This window comes from Massilia sp. Root133, assembly GCF_001426525.1.
Lineage (GTDB): Bacteria > Pseudomonadota > Gammaproteobacteria > Burkholderiales > Burkholderiaceae_D > Telluria > Telluria orientalis.
Genome location: NZ_LMEW01000012.1, coordinates 213,816 through 236,273 on the forward strand (window position 1 = coordinate 213,816; position 22,458 = coordinate 236,273).

Consider the following 22,458-nt stretch of genomic DNA (forward strand, 5'->3'; position numbering starts at 1 on the left):
GATCATGTTCACCGGAATCGTCGCTGCCGTCGGCAGCATCAAATCGGTTACCCCGCTGGCGGACGGCGCGGATGCCGGCGTGCGCCTGGACATCGACGCGGGCGGCTTGCCGCTGGCCGACGTCGCGCTGGGCGACTCGATCGCCATCAACGGCGCCTGCATGACCGTCGTCGAAAAGACGGACAGCGCCTTCGCGGTCGACGTCTCGCGCGAGAGCCTCAATCGCACCGTGGGCCTCGACCAGCCGGGCGAAGTGAACCTGGAAAAGGCGCTGACCCTGGCCGAGCGCCTGGGCGGCCACCTCGTCTCGGGCCATGTCGACGGCCTCGGCGACGTGCACAGCTTCGAGCAGGTGGGCGAGTCGTGGAAGCTCGTCGTCGACGCGCCTCGCGACCTGGGCAAGTACCTGGCCTATAAAGGTTCCGTCGTCGTGAACGGCGTGTCGCTGACCGTCAACAGCGTCGAGGACATCGACGCCGCCGGCAGCCAGTGCTGCCGCTTCTCGATCAACCTGATCCCGCACACGATCGCCGTCACGACGCTGAAGCACCTGCGCGCCGGCAAGAAGGTCAATCTCGAGATCGACCTCATCGCGCGCTACGTGGAGCGCATGCTCAGCGCCGCCAAGGCCTGAGCGAATGGCGTAGACTGCCTGCTGGCCTTCGTGCCAGCGTAGCCGGCCTGTCCGTCTTTACGTTGGCATCGCAACGATAACAAGGACGAGACATGACCCGGGACCTTTCTCTCGATGGCAAGACCGTCGCGCGCGGCGCGGCATTGACCGTGCTGCTGGCGGCGGCCGCGTTGGCACATGCCGATCCTGCCGGCATGCGCACCTACCGCACGCTCGCGATGACGGCAAGCGGCGAGCGCATCGCGGCGGTGGAAGCGGTGGAGGGTGAACCGAAGACGGGGCCGCGCATCGTCGTGCGCGACACGGCCACCGGCCGCATCGCGTCGACGTGGCAGAAATCCGATTGCGCGCCATGCCGCCTGGAGTCCCTCGCGTGGTCGCCGGACCAGAAGACATTGGCCGCCATCGTCGCCGATCCGAGGGCCGGCACCGCCAGCGTCGTGCTGGTGCGCGACGGCCGCGTGACGCCGCTGGCCACGATCGGGGGCGTTGCCGGCACGGTGCGCTGGTCGCCGGACGGCCGCCAGGTCGCCTTCCTCGCGACGGTCGGCGCGAAGAAGCTCACGGGTGCCGTCGAGGCGGGAGTGCGCCAGGTCGGCGAGATCGGTCTCGCGCAGGAAGAGGACGAGCAGCGCATCGCGATCGTGCCCGCGGCAGGCGGCGACTACCGCCTCGTGTCGCCAGGCGATACCTTTATCTACGAATACGACTGGACGCCGGACGGCAAGGGCTTCGTCGTCACGAGCGCGCGGGGCAATGGCGACAACAACTGGTGGATCGCAACGCTCGGCCACGTCGATGCGGCGAGCGGCCGCCTGCGCATCATCGCGGCGCCGAAGATGCAGATGAACATGCCCCACGTGTCGCCGGACGGGCGCACGGTCGCGTTCATCGGTGGCCTGATGAGCGACTTCGGCTCCGTCGGCGGCGACGTGTACACGGTGCCGCTGGAAGGCGGGGAACCGGTCGACGTCACGCCGGATTACAAAGGCACGTTCAACGGCATCACGTGGCGCGGCAAGGAGTTGCTCGCGTCCGTGCTGGCCGGCAGCGACGCCGGCATCGCCGCGATCGATCCCGGGGCACGCAGCGCGCGCATGCTGTGGCAGGCGCCCGTGGGCGTCTCGGCGGGACGCGACGGGCGGGTCGTGTTCAGCGCGGACGGCCGCGTGGCCGCGTCGGTGACGGAAGACTTCGAGCACGCGCCGCGCATCGTCGCCGGACGCCTGCCGGAACTGGTGCCCATCACCCGCGACAACGACGGGTTCCTGCCGCAGGTCGCCGCGCGCAGCATCGGCTGGACCAACGACGGGTTCAACGTGCAGGGCTGGCTGCTGGGCCCGCGCAGCGTCGAGGCGGGCCGCACCTACCCGATGATCGTGCAGGTGCATGGCGGCCCGGCGGCGGCCGCGTCGCCGCGCTACGTGGCGGCCGGCGACAACGGCAACCCGCTCGCGCGCGACCTCGTGAAGGAAGGGTATTTCGTCTTCATGCCGAACCCGCGCGGCAGCTATGGCCAGGGCGCGGCGTTTACGCGCGCGAACCGGCGCGACTTCGGCGGCGGCGACTGGCGCGACATCCTGGCCGGCGTCGACGCGGTCATCGCGCGCGCGCCCATCGACGGTAGCCGCCTCGGGCTGATGGGGCATTCCTACGGCGGCTTCATGACGATGTGGGGCGTCACGCACAGCCAGCGCTTCAAGGCCGCGGTGGCCGGCGCCGGCATCGCCAACTGGATCAGCTACTACGGCCAGAACGGCATCGACCAGTGGATGGTGCCGTACTTCGGCGCGACAATGTACGACGATCCCGCCGTCTACCGCGCCGCGTCGCCGATCGAATCGATCAAGGCGGCGCGCACGCCGACCTTCGTCTACGTGGGCGAGCGCGACGTCGAGTGTCCGCCGGCGCAATCGTTCGAGTTCTGGCACGGCCTGAAGGCGATGGGCGTGCCGACCACCTTGCTCGTGTATGAAGGCGAAGGACACGCGTTCCGCAAGCCGGAGAACCAGCGCGACCTGCGGGCGCGCGAGATCGCGTGGTTCAACAAATACTTGAAGTGATCAGGATTCGCCGGGTTTCTTCCCGGTGTCATTCCGCGCCTGGGCCGCGGCGGCCTTGGCCTCCGGATTCAGCACCACCTGCACGTAGTTCTCCTTGTTCAGGTAGCGCTGCGCCGCCCGCTTGACGTCGTCCACGGTGAGGTTCTGGATGTCCTTGTCGAACGTGAGGATGGTGCCCGGATCGGTGCCTTCCGTCAGCGACGTTTGCAGGGCGGCCAGCCAGTACGCGTTTTCCTGCAGCGACTTGCGGTAGGTCTGCAGCCAGTTCGTCTTGACCTTGTCCAGGTCTTCCTGCGTCGGACCATCCTTGCGCATGTGATCGATCTCCGCGAACGTTGCCTCCAGCACCTTGTCGACGTTGTCCGGGCCCGTCGGCAACTGGACGCCGATCGTATAGTGGCTGTACGGGATGCGCGTCATCGAGGCTTCCATGCCGCCGCCATAGATCAGGCCCAGCTTTTCGCGCAGGATGTCGATGATGCGGATGTTCATCACTTCCGTCAGCGCGGACAGGCGCAGTTCTTCCAGTTCCGTCACCTCGCTCGGGCCCGTGAACGTCAGCGACACGTTGCTGCGGTCTTCCGAGCCGCTCTTGATTTCGCGCTTGACGACGCCCGTCACGGGACGGATGCCGAGGTCGCGGAAGGCGGTCGGGATGTCCGGCGTGGGCAGGCTGCCGAGGTAGGTCGCGATCAGCGGCTTGATGGCGGCGACGTCGAAACTGCCCACGAAGATGAACGTCAGGTCCTTGGCGCTGGAAAAGCGCTGGCGGTAGATGGCGATCGCGCGGTCGAGGTCGATCTTGCCGATGTCCTCGGGACGCAGGGCGCGCGGGGCACGCGGATTATTGTTGTAGAGCGTGGCCAGCACGGTGTCGCCGAACAGGGCGCCCGGCTGCGACAGGCGGTTGCGCGCCAGTTCCATCTGCTTGCCGATGAACGATTTGTACAGGTCTTCGTCGCGGCGCACGCCGGCGAACTTCAGCCACACCATCTGCAGCATCGTCTCGACGTCGGTGGCGCCCGCCGTGCCCGCGACGACGTCGGTGTTGTTGCCCAGGCCCGCGCTCACGGAGGCGGCCTTGCCGGCCAGAATCTTGCGCATGTCCAGCGGCGAGAAATCCTTCAGGCCCATCGCGGCGACGATCGTGTCGGCGTAGCGGGCGTTGAACATGTCCTTGTCGTCGAACAGGCTCTGGCCGCCGAACCGCGCGGCGCTCATCAGGACCTGGTCGTTGCGGAACGTCGTCGGCTTGAGGATCACCTTGACGCCGTTCGACAGCGTCAGCCGCGTGAGGCCGAGGCTCCCATCGCGGCTTTCCTCGACGATCTTGCCAGGCGCGGGCGGCTGGTCCATCAGGTGCGCGGCGACGGCCTTTTCGTCGTGCGCCTTCACGTCGCGCTTCTCCGCGTTCGTGACGGCCGCCAGCAATTGCGCGCCGGTGGGAATCGGGGCGTCGCCTTCCGTCTTGGTCGACCCCGTGTAGATCACGAGCTTGCCGGAGTCGGCCGGGATGGTCCTGGCGGCGTAGGCATTGATCTCCGCGAGCGTGATCCCGGGTGCCAGTTCCTTGACGTAGCGGTACTCCGCATCGATGCCGGGAATCGATTCGCCTTCGAGGAAGTTACGCATCAGTTCGGCGGCGTGGACGGCGGAATCCGTCTTGTCGCGCTCGTTCCAGGCGCGCTCGTAGGTGCGCATCATCGTCTTCTTCATGCGCTCGAGTTCGCTCGCCGTGAAGCCGAAGCGGCGGGCCCGCTCGTTTTCCTGCACGAGCGCGTCGATGGCGACGGTGGCGCCGTTCATGCCCAGCGCGGCCATCGCGTTGTACGAGCGGTAGCGCGGCGTCAGGCGCGACAGGGCGCTGCTCGCGCCGATGAACGGCGGGGAGGGCAGCGCCGACAATTCCTGCAAGCGCTGGTTCAGCATGCCCGCGAACAGCGCTTCGACCAGTTGCTCGCGGTAGCCGCGCAGGGTGGCGCGCTCATGGAACGGTTGCAGCGGGTAGCGGATCAGGATCGACGCCGGGCCCGCTTCCTTGTCGGTGACGACGAGCGCCTCGTTGTCCGTGCGTGCCGGGATCTTCGCGTAGTCGCGCGGACGCGCGTGAGCGGGATTCTTCAGGCCGGCGAAATGACGGCGGATCAATTTCTCGGCCTGGGCGGGATCGATGTCGCCCACGGCGACGACCGCCATCAGGTCGGGGCGATACCAGTCCTTGTAGAAGCGGCGCAGCGTGTCCGGCTTGAACGTGCGGATGACGTCTTCCTGGCCGATCGGCAGGCGGTCGGCATAGCGCGAGCCGTTGTAGATCTTCGGCATCAAGACCTTCTGCATGCGGTCGCCGGCGCCCTTGCCGAGGCGGGCTTCCTCGAGGACGATGTCGCGTTCCTTGTCGATGTCGGCGTCCGTCAGCGTGAGGCCGTGGGCCCAGTCTTCCAGCACGAGGAAGGCCTTGTCGAGGTCGTCCTTGCGGTCAGACGGCACGGGCAGGATGTAGACGGTTTCGTCGAACGAGGTGTAGGCGTTCAGGTCGGCGCCGAACTTCACGCCGATCGACTGCAGGTACGAGACGAGCTCGTGCTTCTTGAAATGGCGCGAGCCGTTGAAGGCCATGTGCTCGGTGAAGTGGGCCAGGCCCTGCTGGTCCTCGTCCTCGAGGATGGAGCCGGCCTTGACGACGAGGCGCAGTTCCAGCTTGTGCTCGGGCATGCGGTTGCGCTGGATATAGTAGGTCAGGCCATTGTCGAGCTTGCCGACCTTGACCTGGGCCCCGACCGGCAGCGGATCGTCGAGCTTGAGGGATGCGCCCGGCGCCACGCCCTGCACGAGCAGGGCGGCGACGAGAAAAGTGATGCGGGCGATACGGATGAGCATGCGACGACGTCCTCGGCACGGAAAAAAATCATTCTACCTTGCCCGACTTAGGCCACACTTGTAAATGAGCATGATGTAATGCAGGCCGAACAAAGCGGGTCGTTGTCATTATGCAACGAAACAATGCCGCGACAGTGGTAGCGGGACTCTAGAGTGCGCGGCCCCCGACGGGGATACGGCCGAGGACTGGCAAATCCTTTAAAATAGCGGATTTCCGCACCAGCCGGTCCGTACTCTCGAGGAATCCACATGCCCATCTCCACCACCCAGGAAATCGTTGACGAACTGCGCGCCGGGCGCATGGTCATTTTGGTCGACGAGGAAGACCGCGAGAACGAGGGCGACCTGGTGCTCGCCGCCGAGCACGTCACGCCGGAGGCGATCAATTTCATGATCCGCCATGCGCGCGGCCTCGTCTGCCTGACCCTGTCCGAGGAGATTTGCGACCGCCTCGAACTGCCGATGATGACGACCCGCAACGGCACGTCGTTCGGCACCAACTTCACCGTCTCGATCGAGGCGGCGGAAGGTGTCACGACGGGCATCTCCGCGGCGGACCGCGCCCGCACCATCCAGGTGGCGGTGGCGAAGGATGCGAAGCCGGAAGACCTCGTCCAGCCGGGCCACATCTTCCCGCTGCGTGCCGTCAAGGGCGGCGTGCTGATGCGCGCCGGCCATACGGAGGCGGGCTGCGACCTCACGGAAATGGCGGGCCTGACCCCGGCGTCCGTCATCTGCGAGATCATCAAGGAAGACGGCACGATGGCACGCCTGCCGGACCTGCTGGAATTCGCGCAGGAGCACAACCTCAAGATCGGCACCATCGCCGACCTGATCCATTACCGCAGCCAGAACGAGACGCTCGTCGAGCGCGTGGCGGAGCGTTCGCTGGCCACCGTGCACGGCGAGTTCAAGCTGGTGGCCTTCCGCGACAAGCCGAGCGGCTCGGCGCACCTGGCGCTCGTCCACGGCGACCCGCAGGAAGACCGCGAGACGCTCGTGCGCGTGCACCAGCCGGTGTCGATCCTCGACCTGCTGGACAGCGCCTCGACGTCGCACTCGTGGAATCTCGCCGCCGCGATGCAGGCCGTGAAGCAGGCGGCGGCGGGCGTCATCGTCCTGCTCGACTGCGCCGAAACGGCCGACGAATTGTTCGCCCAGTTCCAGGACAAGCCGACGCGCCCGGTCGGCCGCGCGGCCAACCTGGACCTGCGCACCTACGGTATCGGCGCGCAGATCCTGCGCCAGCTCGGCGTGCGCAAGATGAAGCTGCTGGCCAACCCGCGCAAGATGCCGTCGATGGCCGGTTTCGACCTCGAAGTCACCGGCTACCTGGCCAAGCCCGGATGCGACGTCTCGGCATAACGCGGTACCATTGAACTATTAATCAACGAAAGAACAAGAGGCATAGCCATGACGGTAGGAACTTTTGAAAGCAATCTGGCAGGTGAAGGCCTGCGCATCGGTATCGTGCAGGCACGTTTCAATGCCGATGTCGGCCATGGCCTGCTGTCGGCCTGCCTGGCAGAACTGAAGCACCTGGGCGTGGCCGACGAGGACATCCTGCACGTGACCGTGCCGGGCGCGCTGGAAATCCCGCTGGCCCTGCAAAAGATGGCCGAGACGCAGCAATTCGACTCGCTGATCGCGCTGGGCGCCGTCATCCGCGGTGAAACCTACCATTTCGAGCTCGTGTCGAACGAGTCGGGCGCCGGCATCACCCGCATCGGCCTGGATTACGGCATGCCGATCGCCAACGCCGTGCTGACGACGGAAAACGACGAGCAGGCGGAAGCCCGCATGGCCGAGAAGGGCACCGATGCGGCACGCGTTGCGGTCGAGATGGCCAATCTGCTGCTGGGCCTCGAAGAACTGCAGGCCGAAGAAGAGTAAATCGAGTACAACCATGACTGACAAGACATCGCACGCCAATCCCAACAAGAACCGCACGCCGCGCCACCGCGCGCGCGAGTTCGCACTGCAGGGGCTGTATCAATGGCTGCTGAACAATGAACCGGCCTCCACGGTCGTCACCAACATCCGCACCGCGCACGGCTTCGACAAGGCCGACGGCGAATACTTCACGGAGCTGCTGAACGGCGCGATCGCCCAGTCGGTCGAGCTGCGCGAAGTGATCGCGCCGACCGTCGACCGCCCGATCGCGGAAGTGTCGCCGATCGAGCACGCCGTACTGCTGCTCGGCGCGTACGAGCTGAAGAACCAGATCGAGATCCCGTACCGCGTCGTGATCAACGAAGCCGTGGAACTGGCCAAGTCGTTCGGCGGTATCGACGGCCACAAGTACGTGAACGGCGTGCTCGACCGCCTGGCCGGCAAGCTGCGTCCGGACGAGGTGAACGCGGACGCACGACGCTGATTCGTTGCCCCCGCTACATATATATAGTGAGAAAGCCGCCCTGGGAAACCAGGGCGGCTTTTTTTATGTGGCTGCGCCGGAACGTCGTTCCGCGCAGGCGGGAACCCAAGGCGAAGTGACCGGCAGTCGAATCGGTTGCTCACTCGGCAGATCGAACAAACTGGGCCCCTGCCGCCGCAGGGGCGACGGTCAGGGAGCGGTACAGGTAAAAAATGAAAGCCACCGCAGCTTGCGCCGACGGTGGCTTTCGACCAGGAAAGGAGTGTAAGGGTGAGGACTCAGAGTCCGGCGACGGTCTCGCCGGTCTGGGTGCTGCCGTGGGCCGTATCGGCCGCCGCGGTGTCCGGCTTGGCCGGCGCGCTGGCCGCTTTCTGGGCCAGGGTCGTGCTCGGGGCCGCGGCCGGTGCCGGCGGGAAGTAGATCGGGACGTTCTTGCCGCTCGCGACCTGTTTCAGGCGCTTGTATTCGGTCAGGACCTTGGAACCGTAGCCGGAGTCGTCGTCGGCCGCCGCGGCGCCGACGTAGCTCTTGAGGGCGCCTTCGACGGAGCCCGTGCGCTTCACGTAATCCTTCAGGATCAGGGCGCCGACACGGATGTTGGCAACCGGATTCAGGGCAGCCTGCGAGCCGCCGACTTCCTCGAACTTGTCGCTGTGGACCTTGGACATCACCTGCATCAGGCCCTGCGCGCCCATCGGGCTTTCCGCGAACGGATTCAGGCCCGATTCGATGGCCATCACGGCCAGGATCAGCAGGGGATCCAGCTTGATCTCGTGCGCCGTGCTGTACGCGGTCGTGACGAGCATGTTGGCGGCGTCGCCGGCCACGCGGTAGCGGCGCGACAGCCAGTCCGTCACATACTTCTGCTGACGGGTGGGGCGGTTCGCCGCCTTGTCGTCGTTCGCGATCTCGACGGCGTCCGCGCGCGCTGCGACGAGCTGGACCGCAGGATTGGCGGTGGCAACCTGCGCCGGCATGGCGTGTTGCGGGCTCAGGAAATCCGACACCCGTTTTGCAAAATCGGGGCGGCTGTACAGCAGGGCAATCATTGCTACTGCGGAAAGACCGAAAACGGTCAAGGTATGTTGTGCGGTGGTCAAAACACCGCGTGCCGCTTTGATCACGGAAGACCACGTGACTGGCTGGCTGGCCATCTGTTGGACGAGCCTTGCGCTCGTGCCGATGAAGCGATGGATCATCGTCTCTCCTTTGTCGCGGAAAAAGCCATCCCGTCACCGCGCTGGAAGCGCAGCGTTCGAACGAACTCATGCCGTGCATCAGAAAACCGTCCGTCGCCGCCTGTAGCGGTCGAGGAACGCCGTCATTGCTTGCTTCAGCTGGGCCGCGCTGCAGTGGAGGCGCCCAGTAGCTAACAACTGTCTCGGGGTTGGTTGGGCAGACGCCCAGTGAAAACACTCCTAAAATGTCGCTGGGGCCCCGACCCCGTGAAAGAATGAGACCGGCTAGAATCACGTCTTGGACGGGCCTGCCTCACTTGATACGGCGGATTGTAGAAGCTCGTTTATATCAAGTCAATACTAGCACTCACGCGTTCTATTACTTTTAGATCTAAAGAACGTACAGGCGCTCATCAATTCTTTGGCAAATCAACCACTTGCCAACGATTGTTAGCACACCTCAAAAGATGTAAAAAAGAATTAAAAATTCAATGAACTATTCTGATCTGCGGGATTTTATTGCTAAGTTGCAAGAAAACGGCGACTTCAAGCGCGTATCCGCGCCTATTTCACCGAATCTTGAAATGACGGAGGTGTGCGACCGGACGTTGCGTGCCGGCGGGCCGGCGCTGCTGTTCGAGAACCCGGTCGATGCCGCCGGCAAGCGCTATCCGATCCCCGTGCTGGCCAACCTGTTCGGCACGCCGCAGCGGGTAGCGCTGGGCATGGGCGCGGACGACGTCGGCGAGCTGCGCAAGATTGGCCACGTGCTGGCGCGCCTGAAGGAGCCCGAGCCGCCCAAGGGTTTTCGGGACATCATGGACCTGGGTTCGCTCGTCAAGGCCGTGTGGGACATGGCGCCGAAGGAAGTGAAGGGCGCGCCGTGCCAGGAAATCGTCTGGGAAGGCGCCGACGTCGACCTGTCCCGCCTGCCGATCCAGCATTGCTGGCCGGGCGACGTCGCGCCCCTGATTACCTGGGGCCTCGTGATCACGAAAGGGCCGAACAAGAAGCGCCAGAACCTGGGCATCTACCGCCAGCAGGTGCTGGGGCCGAACAAGGTCATCATGCGCTGGCTCGCGCACCGCGGCGGCGCGCTCGACTTCCGCGAACACTGCATCGCCAATCCGGGCAAGCCGTATCCTGTGGCGGTGGCGCTGGGCGCCGACCCGGCCACGATCCTGGGCGCGGTGACGCCCGTGCCGGACACGCTGTCCGAATACCAGTTCGCCGGCCTGCTGCGCGGCCAGCGCACCGTCCTGACGAAGGCGATCGGCAGCGAGCTGCGCGTGCCGGCGTCGGCCGAGATCGTGCTGGAAGGTCATATCTATCCGGACGAGAACCACCCGTCCGGTTTCGAGCACGCCCTGGAAGGACCGTATGGCGACCACACCGGCTATTACAACGAGCAGGACTGGTTCCCGGTGTTCACCATCGACCGCATCACGATGCGCCGCGACCCGATCTATCACTCGACCTACACGGGCAAACCGCCCGACGAGCCGGCCGTGCTGGGCGTCGCGCTGAACGAAGTGTTCGTTCCGCTGCTGCAAAAACAGTTCACCGAGATCACGGATTTTTACCTGCCGCCGGAAGGCTGCAGCTACCGCATGGCCGTCGTGCAGATGAAGAAGCAGTACGCCGGCCACGCCAAGCGCGTGATGTTCGGCGTGTGGAGCTTCCTGCGCCAGTTCATGTATACGAAGTTCATCGTCGTCGTGGACGAAGACGTCGACGTGCGCGACTGGAAGGAAGTGATCTGGGCCATCACGACCCGCGTGGACCCGACCCGCGACACCGTCATGGTCGACAATACGCCGATCGACTACCTCGACTTCGCGTCGCCGATCAGCGGCCTGGGCAGCAAGATGGGTATTGATGCCACTAATAAATGGCCGGGCGAAACGAACCGGGAGTGGGGCACACCCATCGTCATGACGCCGGAAGTCAAGGCGCGCGTGGATGGGATCTGGCAGCAGCTGGGGCTGTGACGTCCGCTTGATGCGGGGCACTCTATATAGGTATGCGCGGCGCATCCCGGCGGTGGTTTGCCGGTATGCCCGTAACCGGTTATAATGCGAGCTGGCGGGCCCCTGCGCATTGTGGCATGGTTTACCTGGTCAGGTCGGGAACGAAGCAGCCAAAGCCGTTCACCGCAAGTGCCGCAGATCAGGCTCGCCTACTACCTTCCTTATTCATCGATCTCCGCTTCCAGCGGGCGCATCGATACCTCCACCAGCGGGTTTTCCTTCAGCATGTCCTCGTCGAGCTTGAGCCTGGCATGGCGCTTGTCGCCGCCGGCATCGAGCGGCGAGAGTGCCTTGTTGAAAGAAAAATATCAGTGCTGGGGAATTCCCGATGAGCGTCTAATGTTGCCGCGCCTCGCCCGGTCTACGGTAAAATCGCGGTATGTCCTATCAAGTCCTCGCCCGCAAATACCGTCCCCGGAACTTTGAAACGCTGGTTGGCCAGGAGCACGTCGTCCGTGCGCTGACCCATGCCTTGCGTACCGGACGGCTGCACCACGCCTATCTGTTCACCGGCACGCGCGGGGTGGGCAAGACCACGCTGTCGCGCATCCTGGCCAAGTCGCTCAACTGCGTCGGGCCGGACGGCAACGGGTCGATCACGGCCGAACCGTGCGGCCAGTGCGAACCGTGCCGCGCGATCGACGCCGGCCGCTTCGTCGACTACGTCGAGATGGACGCCGCGTCGAACCGCGGCGTCGACGAGATGGCCCAGCTGCTGGAGCAGGCGGTCTACGCGCCGAGCAATGCACGCTTCAAGGTCTATATGATCGACGAGGTGCACATGCTCACGAACCACGCCTTCAACGCGATGCTGAAGACGCTGGAAGAACCGCCCGAGCACGTGAAATTCATTCTCGCGACGACCGACCCGCAAAAGATTCCCGTGACCGTGCTGTCGCGCTGCCTGCAGTTCAACCTGAAGCAGATGCCGCCCGGCCACATCGTGGGCCACCTGGAAAACATCCTCGGCCAGGAAGGCGTGACGTTCGAACAGCCCGCGCTGCGCCTGCTCGCGCAGGGCGCGCACGGGTCGATGCGCGACGCGCTGTCGCTGACCGACCAGGCCATCGCCTATGCGGCCGGCGCCGTCACGCTCGACGCCGTGCAGGGCATGCTGGGCGCGCTCGACCAGTCTTATCTGGTCCGCCTGCTCGATGCGCTCGCGAACCAGGATGGCGCCGACCTGATGGCCGTCGCCGACGAGATGGCCAGCCGCAGCCTGTCGTACAACGGCGCGCTGCAGGACCTGGGCACCCTGCTGCACCGGATCGCGCTGGCGCAGACCGTGCCGGCCGCACTGCCGGACGACCTGCCGGAACTGGCCGACATCCAGCGTCTCGCCACGCAATTCGATCCGCAGGAAGTGCAGCTGTATTACCAGATCGCCGTGATCGGCCGCAACGAGATCGGCCTCGCGCCGGACGAGTACGCGGGCTTCACGATGACCTTGCTGCGCATGCTGGCGTTCCGCCCCGGACAGGGGGGCGCGGAGCAGGCCGCATCGCCCGCGCCGGCCGCGCTGGCGCGCACGATGCCGCAGGCGGCACCGGCGCGTCCCGCTGCCGCCGCCGCCGCTGCGCCGGCCGCCGCGGCGCGTCCGGCCGGCCCGGCGGCTTCCGCGGCACCCGCATCTGCACCGGCTTCCGCGCCATCCGCACAGGGTGCCGGCCGCGCCATGACGTCGGCCCGTGCAGCCCTCGATGCCGCGCTGGAAGCGGCGCGCGCCGGCTCCCGCATGGGTGGCGTGCCACGCCGTCCGGCACCGGCCGCGGATCCGGCGCCCGCTGCCGCGCCTCCTGCCGCGCCGGCACCGTGGGACCAGGGCGCGCCGAATGGCGCCGCCGCGGCTGCCGCGCGGACGCAGCCCCAGGCCGCCGCCCAGCCGCAGCCGGCGATGATGCGCCAGGCCGCCCAGGGGCAAGCCGACGAGCAGGCCGTCGCCGACGACGAGCCGCCGGCCTGGGTCACCGAATTTTCCGACGACAGCGCCGTGGCCATGGACGCCCCGGCAGTCCAGGCGCCGCCCACCCCGGCCCGCGTCGCGACACCGTCCGCGCCGCCGTACGCCTACGTCGTCACGCCCGTGCCGGCCATCGACTGGGACGGCAACTGGCCCGCGCTGGCCGCCTCGCTGCCGCTGCGCGGCGTGGCGCAGCAGCTCGCCTTCCAGACCGAGCTGGTCGAGTGCGTGGCCGATGGCGCCGCCGCGACGTTCCGCCTGCGCGTCCCCGTCGACACGCTGCGCGCCAGCGGCAACAGCGAAAAACTGTGCGCGGCGCTGCAGGAACGCTTCCCGGCCGTGCGCGTGAACGTCGAGACCGAAATCGCGCCGACCTGGTACACGGCCAGCGCCGAAGCCAAGGCGCGGCGCGAGCGGCTGCAGCGCGAGGCCGAGGCCACCGTCGATGCCGATCCGTTCGTGCAGGACATGGTGCGCACGTTCGATGCGTTCGTCGTGCCCGGTTCCGTGCGGCCGATCGCGTCCTGAGCCGGGCTCGTGCCCGCGCCGGTATAAACTGTATAAACGATTTACCCATCCGACTTTTTTGGAGAACACATCATGATGAAAAACCAGCTCGCGGGCCTGATGAAGCAGGCGCAAGCCATGCAGGACAACATGAAGAAGGCGCAGGACCAGCTGGCCCAGATCGAAGTCGAAGGGCAGTCGGGTGCCGGCCTCGTGAAGGTCGTCATGACGTGCAAGAACGACGTCAAGCGCGTGTCGATCGACCCGTCGCTGCTGGGCGACGACCGTGACATGCTGGAAGACCTGGTGGCCGCCGCGTTCAACGACGCCGTGCGCAAGGCCGAAACCACCGCCCAGGAAAAGATGAGCGGCCTGACCGCCGGCCTGCCGCTGCCGCCGGGCTTCAAGATGCCGTTCTGATGTTTATCGTCACGTTGAACTATACGGCGCCGCTCGATCGCATCGACGCCTACCTGCCGGCGCACCGCGCCTGGCTGCAGGAGCACACTGCGCGCGGATTGCTCCTGATGGCGGGCCGCAAGGAGCCGCGCGACGGCGGCATTCTCGTCGCCCATGCGGCCGACCGCGCCGCGCTCGACGCCGCGTTGCGCGACGATCCGTTCGCGCAGGCGGGCCTCGCGACCTATGCGGTGACCGAGTTCATTCCCACCATGACCGCCGAGGCGCTGTCCGCCTGGCGCGCACAGTAAGCACCGGCGGAGGCTCGGAGTCCCCGGGGTCCAGGAGTCAATTATGTCCAAATCGCTCGACTTCCTCACCGAGGCACTGCGCCGCCTGCCGGGCGTCGGGCCGAAGTCGGCGCAGCGCATGGCTTTCCACCTGCTGCAGCACGACCGCGAAGGCGCCGCGATGCTGTCGCGCGCGCTGTACCAGGCCGTCGATGCGGTGCATCACTGCGCGATGTGCAATACGTTCTCGGAGACCGAGGTCTGCGACCTGTGCGCCGACGAGCAGCGCGACCGGACACTCCTGTGCATCGTCGAGACGCCGGCCGACCAGATGATGATCGAGCAGACCCTCACGTACAAGGGCCTGTACTTCGTGCTGATGGGCCGGCTGTCGCCGCTGGACGGCATCGGTCCCAAGGACCTGCACCTGGAAAAACTGATCAGTCGCGCGGCCGATGGCGACGTGAAGGAAGTCGTACTCGCCACCAATTTCACCAACGAGGGCGAAGCGACCGCCCATTACATCAGCGAAATGCTGAAGGCGCGCGGACTCAAGGTCAGCCGCCTCGCGCGCGGCGTTCCCGTCGGGGGCGAGCTCGAGTACGTGGACGCGGGCACCATCGCGCGCGCCATGCTCGACAGGCGCAGTGCATAATGGGCCTCCCCACAACGGGGAGCCCTTGCACCGTCACGCAACAGTGACGGCATCGTAGCGGCGCCCGACGGCGCCTGCGCGGCCAGGTCGGCTCCCGGCAGCAGGCGGTGTTCGCTTGACAGTGCGCAAACCCGGCGCACCGTCTACGCTGCTATCGTGGGGATACTTTGACCGGACCCCAAGCATGCATCTCGTCGACATCACGATGTTCTACGCGGCCGAAGGAGGCGGCGTCAGCACCTATCTGAATGCCAAGGCCCATTGGCTGGCACGGCGCAGCCGCGTCCGGCACACCATCATGAGCTCCAATGTGGAGACATGTGACGACACGGTACCCGCGCTCGTCAAGATACCGTCGGCCGGCCTGCCGGGTTTCCACGGCTTCCGCATGCCGCTGTCCGTCGAAGGCCCGGCCCGTCTGCTGGAATCGGTCCACCCCGACGTCGTCGAGGCGGGCGATGCCGGCCACTGCGCCTGGGCCGCGCTGCGCATGCGCCGGCGCTACGGCATCCCGGCCGTCGCGTTCTACCACTCCGACCTGCCGCGCCTCGTGCAGCCGCGCTTCGGCCAATGGATCGCGCGCGGCACCTGCCGCTACCTCGCCAACCTGTACCGCCAGTTCGACCTCGTGCTGGCACCCAGCCGCGTCATGGTGCAGCAACTGGATGCGATCGGCGTGTCCGGCGCGGTCCACCAGCCGCTCGGCATCGACAGCAGCGTGTTCCGTCCGCAGCGCCGCGACGAGACCCTGCGCGAACACCTGGGCCTCACGCCGGACGCGCGCCTGCTCGTCTACGCGGGCCGCTTCACGCCGGAAAAAAAGCTGCACGTCCTGATCGAAGCCGTGCGCAAGCTGGGCGATCCGTACCACCTGGTCCTCGTGGGCGGCGGCGGCATGCTGCCGTATTGCGGCCGCGTTACGCACATCCCGTTCCGGCGCGACCAGCGCCAGCTGGCCCGCCTGCTGGCCAGCTGCGACGTGCTCGTGCACCCGGGCGATTGCGAAACGTTCGGCCTGATCGTGCTGGAAGCGATGGCGTGCGGGCTGCCCGTCGTCGCCACGAACAAGGGCGGCGTGGCCGAGCTGGTCGACACGGAGACGGGCATCCTGGCGGAGCCGAACCACGTCGACAGCCTGGCCGGCGCGATCGAGGCCATCTACCAGCGCGACCTCGTCCGCATGGGGCAGGCCGCACGGCGCAGGGCCGTCGAACGCTACGACTGGAACGAGATCCTGCCGCAGGTGATCGGCCGCTACGAAGGCCTGCTGCACGGATATCCGTACGCGGCCGCCGACTTCGCCATCGACCTGATCCATGAACGGGAGCGCATCCGTGTCACAGACTGACTGGTCCCCTGACGAGCACATGCTGTGCGTCTCGATCCACGACGTGGCGCCGGCCACGTGGAGCGATTGCCTGCGTCTCGTGGAAGCCGTGCGCGCCGTGGCGGACATCCCGCTGACGTGGCTCGTCGTCCCGCATTACCACTTCCGCCCCGAGCAGTCCCTCGCGATGGAAGCCTGCCTGAACGTGGCGCTGGAGCGCGGCGACGAGCTGGCGCTGCACGGCTACAGCCATCTCGACACGGAGGCGGGCACTGGCGGCCTGCGCGCGCGTTTCCTGCGCAACGTGTACACGCGGCGCGAGGGAGAATTCGCGGCGCTGACGGAAGCGGAAGCGCGGCGGCGCCTGGAGCTGGGCCTCGACTGGTTCGCGGCGCGCGGCTGGACGCCCAGCGGCTTCGTGCCCCCGGCCTGGCTGCTGGGCGCGGGCGCCTGGCGGGCGCTGCGTGATGCGCCGTTCGCGTACACGACCACGTTCAGCCATTTTCATTGCCTGCCGGGGTCGGGCGAGCGACGCCCGGTCGCGCGACCGCAGCGTCAGCAGATGTCGAATGGTGCCGGCGAGGGCGCTGGCGCTCGGCCGGGGTATCGGGGTGACGCCAGCGCGAGCATCCAGGGCGGCAGCGGGGCGGTCCAGACCGGCACGGGCAACCAGTCTGCCCGAAGCCCCGGCAACAGGCAGTTCGACGCGCGCAATTGGACGGGTGCGACCGCCGCGGACCGGCGTCACGATGTGACCGGCCGCGCTGATCCGGCGCCACAAGATCTGCTGGAAGACAAACCGAACCCGGACATCGCGCGCGCGAGGTCCACACCATTCACGCAAAACAACCGCCACGGCACGCACGCCATCCTGTCGCCGTCGCTCGTGTACGCGGCACGCAACCGCGGCGGGCGCATCCTGTCGCCGCGCGTCGCGGACGCCACGGCGGCCATGCTGGCGCGCTCGCCGCTCGTGCGCTTCAGCCTGCATCCGCCGGATGCGCGCTATCCGGAACTGGTCCGTCACATCCAGCGGACGCTGGAACGCCTGCTGGAAAGTCGCGAGGCAGTCACGAAAGCCGAGTTCGCGCGCCGGGTTGCCCAACGCGTTACCAATACGGATCCCACCAGCCGCCCCGCCAGTAACCCGGACCCCAGCCATAGTAGCCCGCAGGTGGTCCATAGTGCTGCAGATCGTACTTTGCCCCCAGGCTGAGCACGCAACTGCGCCACGCATCCGTCTGGGCCGCATAACCCAGCCGGACGCAGGCCGGGCCGTAGACCGCCATCATCCGTTCGACGTCGGCTTGCGCCTGGGCCGCGCGCTCCTGCGGTGTCGTGCACGCGGCCAGCGTGAGTACCAACCCGATACCCAGCACCCGAATCATGGCGCTTCCTCCAACCAACACGCGCGTCTTGCGCGCCTTTCCACAGCTTAGAAGACAGTGCGAGCCTGCGAGAGAGCCTGCTCAATCGCGCACGGGGAACCATCGCGGGTAAGGGTTGTCGCGTACTCGCCCGCACGTGCAATTTCTGGCAAGATGCCCCTTTTCCAAAGGGATGAGCGGCATGCGACAACGTGGATGGGGCAAATGGGGGCGGCGGGTTGCAGTCGGGGTCGTGGTGCTGCCGGTGCTCGTCGCGGGCGGCGCCTGGATGGCCTTGCGCGCGAGCCTGCCCGAGCTCGACGGCCAGCATCGTTCGCCGCTGCTGTCGGCGCCTGTCACCGTGGAGCGCGACGCCAACGGCGTGCCGACCATCAGCGGGGCGAACCGCCTCGACGTCGCGTACGCCACCGGGTTCGTGCATGGCCAGGAGCGCTTCTTCCAGATGGACCTGCTGCGCCGCAGTGCCGCCGGTGAACTGGCCGAGCTGTTCGGCGCCAAGGCGCTGCCGCTGGACCGCGCGCACCGGCTGCACCGCTTCCGCGCCCGCGCCGACCAAGCCGTGCAGCGCATGACGCCGGCCGAGCGCGCGTTCCTCGACCGCTACGCCGCCGGCGTCAACGACGGCCTGAACGGCCTGCGTGCGCGCCCGTTCGAATACCTGCTGAGCCGCGCGACGCCGCGTCCGTGGACACCCGCCGATTCGCTGCTGGCCGTGTGGGCCATGTACTTCGATTTGCAGGGCAACCAGGAACCGCGCGAATTGGCGCGGGGCTGGCTCGCCGCGCACCTCGATCCGGCCCAGCTGGCCTTCCTGCTGCCGGAGGCGACCCGCTGGGATACGCCGATGGATGCGGACGCCGTCGCGCTGGCGCCGGCCCCGATTCCGGCCACGGCGCCGGCCTGGTGGGGCCGCAAGGAGAGCGTCCCTGCGCGCCAGGTGGCGGGGATCGCATTCACGGACGCCGTGGGCAGCAACAACTACGTCATCGCCGGGACGCGCACGGCGAGCGGCGCCGCCATCGTCTCCGACGACATGCACCTGGGCCTGCAGTTGCCGAACACGTGGTACCGCCTCGCGCTGCGCTTCCCGGACGCGCAGGGGCAGCCGCGCCGCGTCGTCGGCGTGAGCCTGCCGGGGACGCCCCCGGCCGTCATCGTCGGCAGCAATGGCCATGTCGCCTGGGCCTTTACCAACAGCTATGCGGACACGCTCGACCTCGTTCGCCTCGGCCTTGATGCTGCCCATCCCGGCCAGGTACGCACGACGAACGGCTGGGAGACGCCCGTCGCGCACACGGAAACGCTGCTCGTGAAGGGCGAACCGGCGCAGGCGATGACCGTGCTCGAGACGAGCCTCGGTCCGGTGCGCACCGTCGACGGCGTCCAGTACGCGGTGCACTGGGTCGCGCACGATCCCGGCGCGCTGAACCTGAACCACCTGAAGCTGGAAGCGTCGACGAACCTCGACGAGGCGCTCGCCGCGGCCGCCGGCGACGGCATCCCGGCGCAGAACGTCGTCCTCGGCGACGACCGCGGCGGCATCGCGTGGACCATCGGCGGCGCGCTGCCGCAGCGCGCGCAGGGCGGCCCCAGGGTGTCGTTCCCGCTCGCGGCCGACGGTGCCGTGCCCACGTGGAGCGGACTGCTCGCGCCGGCGCAGCATCCGCGCGTCGTCAATCCGGCCGGCGGCCAGCTGGTGACGGCGAACAGCCGCCAGCTCGCGGGCGGGGACTCCGGCATCATCGGCGACGGCGGCTTCGACCTCGGCGCGCGCGTGCACCAGTTGAGCGGCAATGTGCGCCGACTGGGCGACAGGACGGACGTGCCGGCCGCGTTCCAGGCGTCGCTCGACGACCGCGCACCGTTCATCGCCGGCTGGCGCGAGCGCGCCCTGGCCGCGCTGGACGCACGCGCACTGGACCAGCATCCGGAGCGCGCCGAGTTCCGCCGCCTGCTGGAATCGAGCTGGGACGGCCGCGCGAGCACGACGTCCGTCGGCTACCGTTTGGCGCGCCAGTTCATGTGGTCGCTGCACGAGCTGCTGTTCGGCGGCGTCGATGCGGAGCTGGCGAAACTCGATCCGAAAGCCAGCATCGTGGTCGCGACGTCGCGCTGGCCGGACGTCGTGGCGCGCCTGCTGGACGAGCGCCCGGCCGCGTGGCTGCCGGCCGGTTACGCGAGCTGGCAAGACCTGCAGCTGGCGGCCATCGACCGCGCCATCGCCCAGATCAAGGAAGACGGCACGCCGCTCGCGCAGGCGACGTGGGGCCTGCGCAACACGGCGACGATCGCGCACCCGTTCACGATCGCTGTGCCGGCGCTGCGCCGCTGGCTCAGCGTCCCGCCGGACCAACTGCCGGGCGATGCCAACATGCCGCGCGTGGCGGGGCCGAAGTTCGGACAGTCGGAACGCCTGACGGTGGCGCCGGGGCGCGAGGAAGAAGGGCTGTTCGACATGCCCGGCGGGCAGAGCGGGCATCCGCTGTCGCCGTACTTCCTGAAAGGACACGAGGATTGGGTGCGCGGGAAGCCAACGCCGTTGCTGCCGGGGGCGGTGGTGCACACGCTGAAATTCACGAACTAAGCCAACGTCGCCCCCGCCTTCGCGGGGGCGACGTTGTTTTACTGTGCGGTTACCGTGCCGCGACCGGCACCCACAACTTCTGCAGCATGCCGGTCACCGCCTCCGGCGGCGCCGGCCGTCCGAGGTAGAAGCCCTGCACGAGATCGCAGCCGTATTCCTCCAGCAGTACGAGCTGCTCGCCCGTTTCGACGCCTTCCGCCACGACGATCATCTTGAGACCGTGCGCCATCGCGATGATGGCGCGCGTGATCGCGGCGTTCTCGGAATCCTGCGGCAGGCCGCTGATGAAGCTGCGGTCGATCTTCAGCGCGCGCACGTCGAAGCGCTTCAGGTAGTTCATCGATGAATAGCCGGTGCCGAAGTCGTCGATCGACAGATACACGCCGATGCCGCGCAGTTGCTCCAGCGTGGCCAGCGTGGCCTTCGCGTCGTCCATCAGCGTGCCTTCCGTCAGCTCGAGTTCGAGCAGGCGCGGGTCGAGGCCCGTGTCGTGCAGCGCGGAGAGGACGATCTGCGACAGGTTCTCGTCCTTGAACTGCTTGGCCGACAGGTTCACGGCGATGCGTACGGGCCGGCGCCCGAGTTTCTGCCAGTGGCGCGCCTGGTTGCACGCGGTGCGCAGCACCCATTCGCCGATCGGCACGATCAGGCCCGTCTCTTCGGCCAGCGGGATGAATTCGTTGGGCGAGACGACGCCCCGTTCCGCATGGCGCCAGCGCACGAGGGCTTCCACGCCGACGATCTCGTTCGAGCGTACGTCGAGCTGCGGTTGATAGAGCAGGTACAACTCGTCGTTCTGCAGCGCGCGGCGCAGGCCGACTTCCAGCCTCACGTGGCTCATGATCTGCATCGTCAGCGACGACGAGTACAGCTTGGCGTTGTTCTTGCCGCAGTTCTTCGCGTGGTACATCGCGGTGTCCGCGTACTTCAGCAGCGACGTGCAGTCGTCGCCGTCTTCCGGGAACAGCGAAATGCCGATACTGGCCGTCACGAAGATCTCGTTGCCTTCGATGACGAACGGGCGGCGCATGGCATCCTTCACGCGGTGCGCCACGTTGAGGGCGTGCTCGACCCGTTCGAGGTCGGGGATCAGGATCGTGAATTCGTCGCCGCCCAGGCGCGCGAGGTTCGTGCCCGCGCTGTTGGGCGTGTCCGCGCGCGGGACCAGGTCGCCGCGCGACATCAGGTCGTTCGGACGGATGGTCTCGCGCAGGCGGTCCGACACCTGCTTCAGCAACTGGTCGCCCACGTTGTGGCCCAGCGTGTCGTTGATGCGCTTGAACGCGTCCAGGTCCATGAACAGCACGGCGAATTTCTTGTTGCCGATCTTGGAGCGCTGCAGCTCGCGCTCCAGCATTTCCAGGAAAGCCTGGCGGTTCGGGATGCCCGTCAGGCTGTCGCAATACGCGAGACGCCGGATCTGTTCTTCCGCGCGCTTTCGCTCGCTGATGTCGCGCACGAGGCCCAGCACTTCGTTCGGCCCGGTGGCGACGAGGCGCGCCTCGAAGTGCTGGGCCTCGCCGAAGCGGATCAATTCGTATTCGACCGAGCGTACCTGCTGCACGTGCAGGGCCATGCCCACCTGCTCGAACAGGCGCTCGGCGATGTCGCGCGGCAGGACGTCGGTCACGTGGCGGCCGACGATCTGTTCGTCCGCGCCGGCGTCGCGCACGCCGCGTCCGGGCCCGTCGCGGCCCGGCTCGTAATCGAGATAGAAGCCGTCGCGCGACATGCGGAAGAAGGTGTCGGGAATGGCGGCCAGCACCGCGCGGTTCTGGGCGTCGGCGATGCGCAGGCGGACGATCGCATCGCTTGCGCGCAGCACGTACAGCACGCGGTGGCCGAGGATGGGCCAGTTGATCGGCTTCGAGACGAAGTCGGTGGCACCGGCCTCGTAGGCATTGGTGACGGCTTCCAGGTCGTCCCCGCCGGTCACCATCACGATCGGGACCATCGCGCCGTTCGGCAGGTCGCGGATCGCGCGGCACGCGGCGAAGCCGTCCATCCTCGGCATCTCGACGTCCAGCAGGATCAGGTCGGGTGCGTGGGCGTGCGCGAGGGTCACGGCTTCCTGGCCGTCCGCGGCCTCGATGCCTTCCAGTCCGACGCCTTCCAGCATCTCGAGCATCAGGAGGCGCATCACCGGATCGTCGTCCGCGACCAGGACGGTAGCAGTTTGGGCTGGCATG

Annotated in this window: 16 protein-coding genes and 1 other RNA gene; 14 read left to right on the top strand and 3 right to left on the bottom strand. The window is 67.2% G+C overall.

Annotation, left to right across the window (positions count from 1 at the left end; all coding sequences use genetic code 11):
• Nucleotides 1-4 precede the first annotated feature (4 nt).
• Nucleotides 5-634: a riboflavin synthase gene (locus tag ASD28_RS11635; RefSeq protein WP_056127327.1), complete on the top strand. Its 630-nt coding sequence runs from the start codon at nt 5-7 to the stop codon at nt 632-634.
• 92 nt (nt 635-726) lie between these two features.
• Nucleotides 727-2,697 carry a S9 family peptidase gene (locus ASD28_RS11640; RefSeq protein WP_056127330.1) on the top strand — a complete coding sequence of 657 codons (1,971 nt, stop codon included), beginning with the start codon at nt 727-729 and terminating at the stop codon, nt 2,695-2,697.
• On the opposite strand, the gene ASD28_RS11645 is transcribed toward ASD28_RS11640, so the two are convergent.
• Nucleotides 2,698-5,574, bottom strand: coding sequence for a pitrilysin family protein (locus ASD28_RS11645; protein ID WP_056127332.1), 2,877 nt, complete (start codon nt 5,572-5,574; stop codon nt 2,698-2,700).
• 249 nt (nt 5,575-5,823) lie between these two features.
• On the opposite strand from ASD28_RS11645, the gene ribBA reads away from it, so the two are divergent.
• The 3 genes from ribBA to nusB are packed head-to-tail and all read left to right on the top strand — an operon-like array spanning nt 5,824 to nt 7,951.
• A complete protein-coding gene (ribBA, locus tag ASD28_RS11650) occupies nt 5,824-6,939 on the top strand; it encodes a bifunctional 3,4-dihydroxy-2-butanone-4-phosphate synthase/GTP cyclohydrolase II (RefSeq protein WP_056127335.1) in 1,116 nt (371 codons plus the stop codon).
• Between the two features lie 48 nt (nt 6,940-6,987).
• Nucleotides 6,988-7,467 carry a 6,7-dimethyl-8-ribityllumazine synthase gene (gene ribH, locus ASD28_RS11655; RefSeq protein ID WP_056127338.1) on the top strand — a complete coding sequence of 160 codons (480 nt, stop codon included), beginning with the start codon at nt 6,988-6,990 and terminating at the stop codon, nt 7,465-7,467.
• A 13-nt stretch (nt 7,468-7,480) separates the two neighbouring features.
• On the top strand, nt 7,481-7,951 hold the full coding sequence (gene nusB / locus ASD28_RS11660; RefSeq protein ID WP_056127339.1) for a transcription antitermination factor NusB: 471 nt from the start codon (nt 7,481-7,483) through the stop codon (nt 7,949-7,951).
• Nucleotides 7,952-8,229: 278 nt separating this feature from the next.
• Here the strand turns inward: nusB and ASD28_RS11665 are convergent, their stop codons facing one another.
• Entirely contained in the window at nt 8,230-9,000 is a 771-nt protein-coding gene (locus ASD28_RS11665) for a lytic transglycosylase domain-containing protein (RefSeq protein ID WP_229412183.1), read from the bottom strand.
• Nucleotides 9,001-9,620: 620 nt separating this feature from the next.
• Here ASD28_RS11665 and ubiD point away from each other — a divergent pair.
• From ubiD to ASD28_RS11710, 9 genes are all read left to right on the top strand, one after another.
• Nucleotides 9,621-11,120, top strand: coding sequence for a 4-hydroxy-3-polyprenylbenzoate decarboxylase (ubiD, locus tag ASD28_RS11670; protein ID WP_082577439.1), 1,500 nt, complete (start codon nt 9,621-9,623; stop codon nt 11,118-11,120).
• A gap of 93 nt (nt 11,121-11,213) precedes the next feature.
• An RNA gene (gene ffs, locus ASD28_RS31000) (signal recognition particle sRNA small type) lies at nt 11,214-11,312 on the top strand.
• A gap of 226 nt (nt 11,313-11,538) precedes the next feature.
• Complete coding sequence (locus ASD28_RS11680) at nt 11,539-13,647, top strand: DNA polymerase III subunit gamma/tau (RefSeq protein WP_056127349.1); 2,109 nt, start codon at nt 11,539-11,541, stop codon at nt 13,645-13,647.
• A gap of 72 nt (nt 13,648-13,719) precedes the next feature.
• Nucleotides 13,720-14,046, top strand: a complete 327-nt coding sequence (locus ASD28_RS11685) for a YbaB/EbfC family nucleoid-associated protein (RefSeq protein WP_056127352.1) — start codon at nt 13,720-13,722, stop codon at nt 14,044-14,046.
• Nucleotides 14,046-14,336: a YciI family protein gene (locus ASD28_RS11690; RefSeq protein ID WP_056127354.1), complete on the top strand. Its 291-nt coding sequence runs from the start codon at nt 14,046-14,048 to the stop codon at nt 14,334-14,336. Before ASD28_RS11685 ends, ASD28_RS11690 begins: the two co-directional genes overlap by 1 nt.
• A 43-nt stretch (nt 14,337-14,379) precedes the next feature.
• Nucleotides 14,380-14,970 carry a recombination mediator RecR gene (gene recR, locus ASD28_RS11695; RefSeq protein WP_056127357.1) on the top strand — a complete coding sequence of 197 codons (591 nt, stop codon included), beginning with the start codon at nt 14,380-14,382 and terminating at the stop codon, nt 14,968-14,970.
• Between the two features lie 184 nt (nt 14,971-15,154).
• Entirely contained in the window at nt 15,155-16,318 is a 1,164-nt protein-coding gene (locus tag ASD28_RS11700; RefSeq protein WP_056127361.1) for a glycosyltransferase family 1 protein, read from the top strand.
• Nucleotides 16,305-17,513, top strand: coding sequence for a polysaccharide deacetylase family protein (locus ASD28_RS32735; protein WP_229412182.1), 1,209 nt, complete (start codon nt 16,305-16,307; stop codon nt 17,511-17,513). Before ASD28_RS11700 ends, ASD28_RS32735 begins: the two co-directional genes overlap by 14 nt.
• A 353-nt stretch (nt 17,514-17,866) precedes the next feature.
• Nucleotides 17,867-20,269 carry a penicillin acylase family protein gene (locus tag ASD28_RS11710; RefSeq protein ID WP_156403881.1) on the top strand — a complete coding sequence of 801 codons (2,403 nt, stop codon included), beginning with the start codon at nt 17,867-17,869 and terminating at the stop codon, nt 20,267-20,269.
• A 49-nt stretch (nt 20,270-20,318) separates the two neighbouring features.
• Here the strand turns inward: ASD28_RS11710 and ASD28_RS11715 are convergent, their stop codons facing one another.
• Nucleotides 20,319-22,457, bottom strand: a complete 2,139-nt coding sequence (locus ASD28_RS11715) for a bifunctional diguanylate cyclase/phosphodiesterase (RefSeq protein WP_056127370.1) — start codon at nt 22,455-22,457, stop codon at nt 20,319-20,321.
• Nucleotide 22,458: the final 1 nt, after the last annotated feature.

Bases quoted from the DNA above. Each gene is read 5' to 3' on its own strand.
- ASD28_RS11690 (WP_056127354.1), top strand. From the start codon at position 14,046: ATGTTTATCGTCACGTTGAACTATACGGCGCCGCTCGATCGCATCGAC.
- ASD28_RS11645 (WP_056127332.1), bottom strand. From the start codon at position 5,574: ATGCTCATCCGTATCGCCCGCATCACTTTTCTCGTCGCCGCCCTGCTC.
- ASD28_RS11665 (WP_229412183.1), bottom strand. From the start codon at position 9,000: ATGATTGCCCTGCTGTACAGCCGCCCCGATTTTGCAAAACGGGTGTCG.
- ubiD (WP_082577439.1), top strand. From the start codon at position 9,621: ATGAACTATTCTGATCTGCGGGATTTTATTGCTAAGTTGCAAGAAAAC.
- ASD28_RS11715 (WP_056127370.1), bottom strand. From the start codon at position 22,457: ATGCCAGCCCAAACTGCTACCGTCCTGGTCGCGGACGACGATCCGGTG.
- ASD28_RS11680 (WP_056127349.1), top strand. From the start codon at position 11,539: ATGTCCTATCAAGTCCTCGCCCGCAAATACCGTCCCCGGAACTTTGAA.
- ribBA (WP_056127335.1), top strand. From the start codon at position 5,824: ATGCCCATCTCCACCACCCAGGAAATCGTTGACGAACTGCGCGCCGGG.
- nusB (WP_056127339.1), top strand. From the start codon at position 7,481: ATGACTGACAAGACATCGCACGCCAATCCCAACAAGAACCGCACGCCG.
- ASD28_RS11700 (WP_056127361.1), top strand. From the start codon at position 15,155: ATGCATCTCGTCGACATCACGATGTTCTACGCGGCCGAAGGAGGCGGC.
- ASD28_RS11635 (WP_056127327.1), top strand. From the start codon at position 5: ATGTTCACCGGAATCGTCGCTGCCGTCGGCAGCATCAAATCGGTTACC.
- ASD28_RS11710 (WP_156403881.1), top strand. From the start codon at position 17,867: ATGCGACAACGTGGATGGGGCAAATGGGGGCGGCGGGTTGCAGTCGGG.
- recR (WP_056127357.1), top strand. From the start codon at position 14,380: ATGTCCAAATCGCTCGACTTCCTCACCGAGGCACTGCGCCGCCTGCCG.
- ASD28_RS11685 (WP_056127352.1), top strand. From the start codon at position 13,720: ATGATGAAAAACCAGCTCGCGGGCCTGATGAAGCAGGCGCAAGCCATG.
- ASD28_RS11640 (WP_056127330.1), top strand. From the start codon at position 727: ATGACCCGGGACCTTTCTCTCGATGGCAAGACCGTCGCGCGCGGCGCG.
- ribH (WP_056127338.1), top strand. From the start codon at position 6,988: ATGACGGTAGGAACTTTTGAAAGCAATCTGGCAGGTGAAGGCCTGCGC.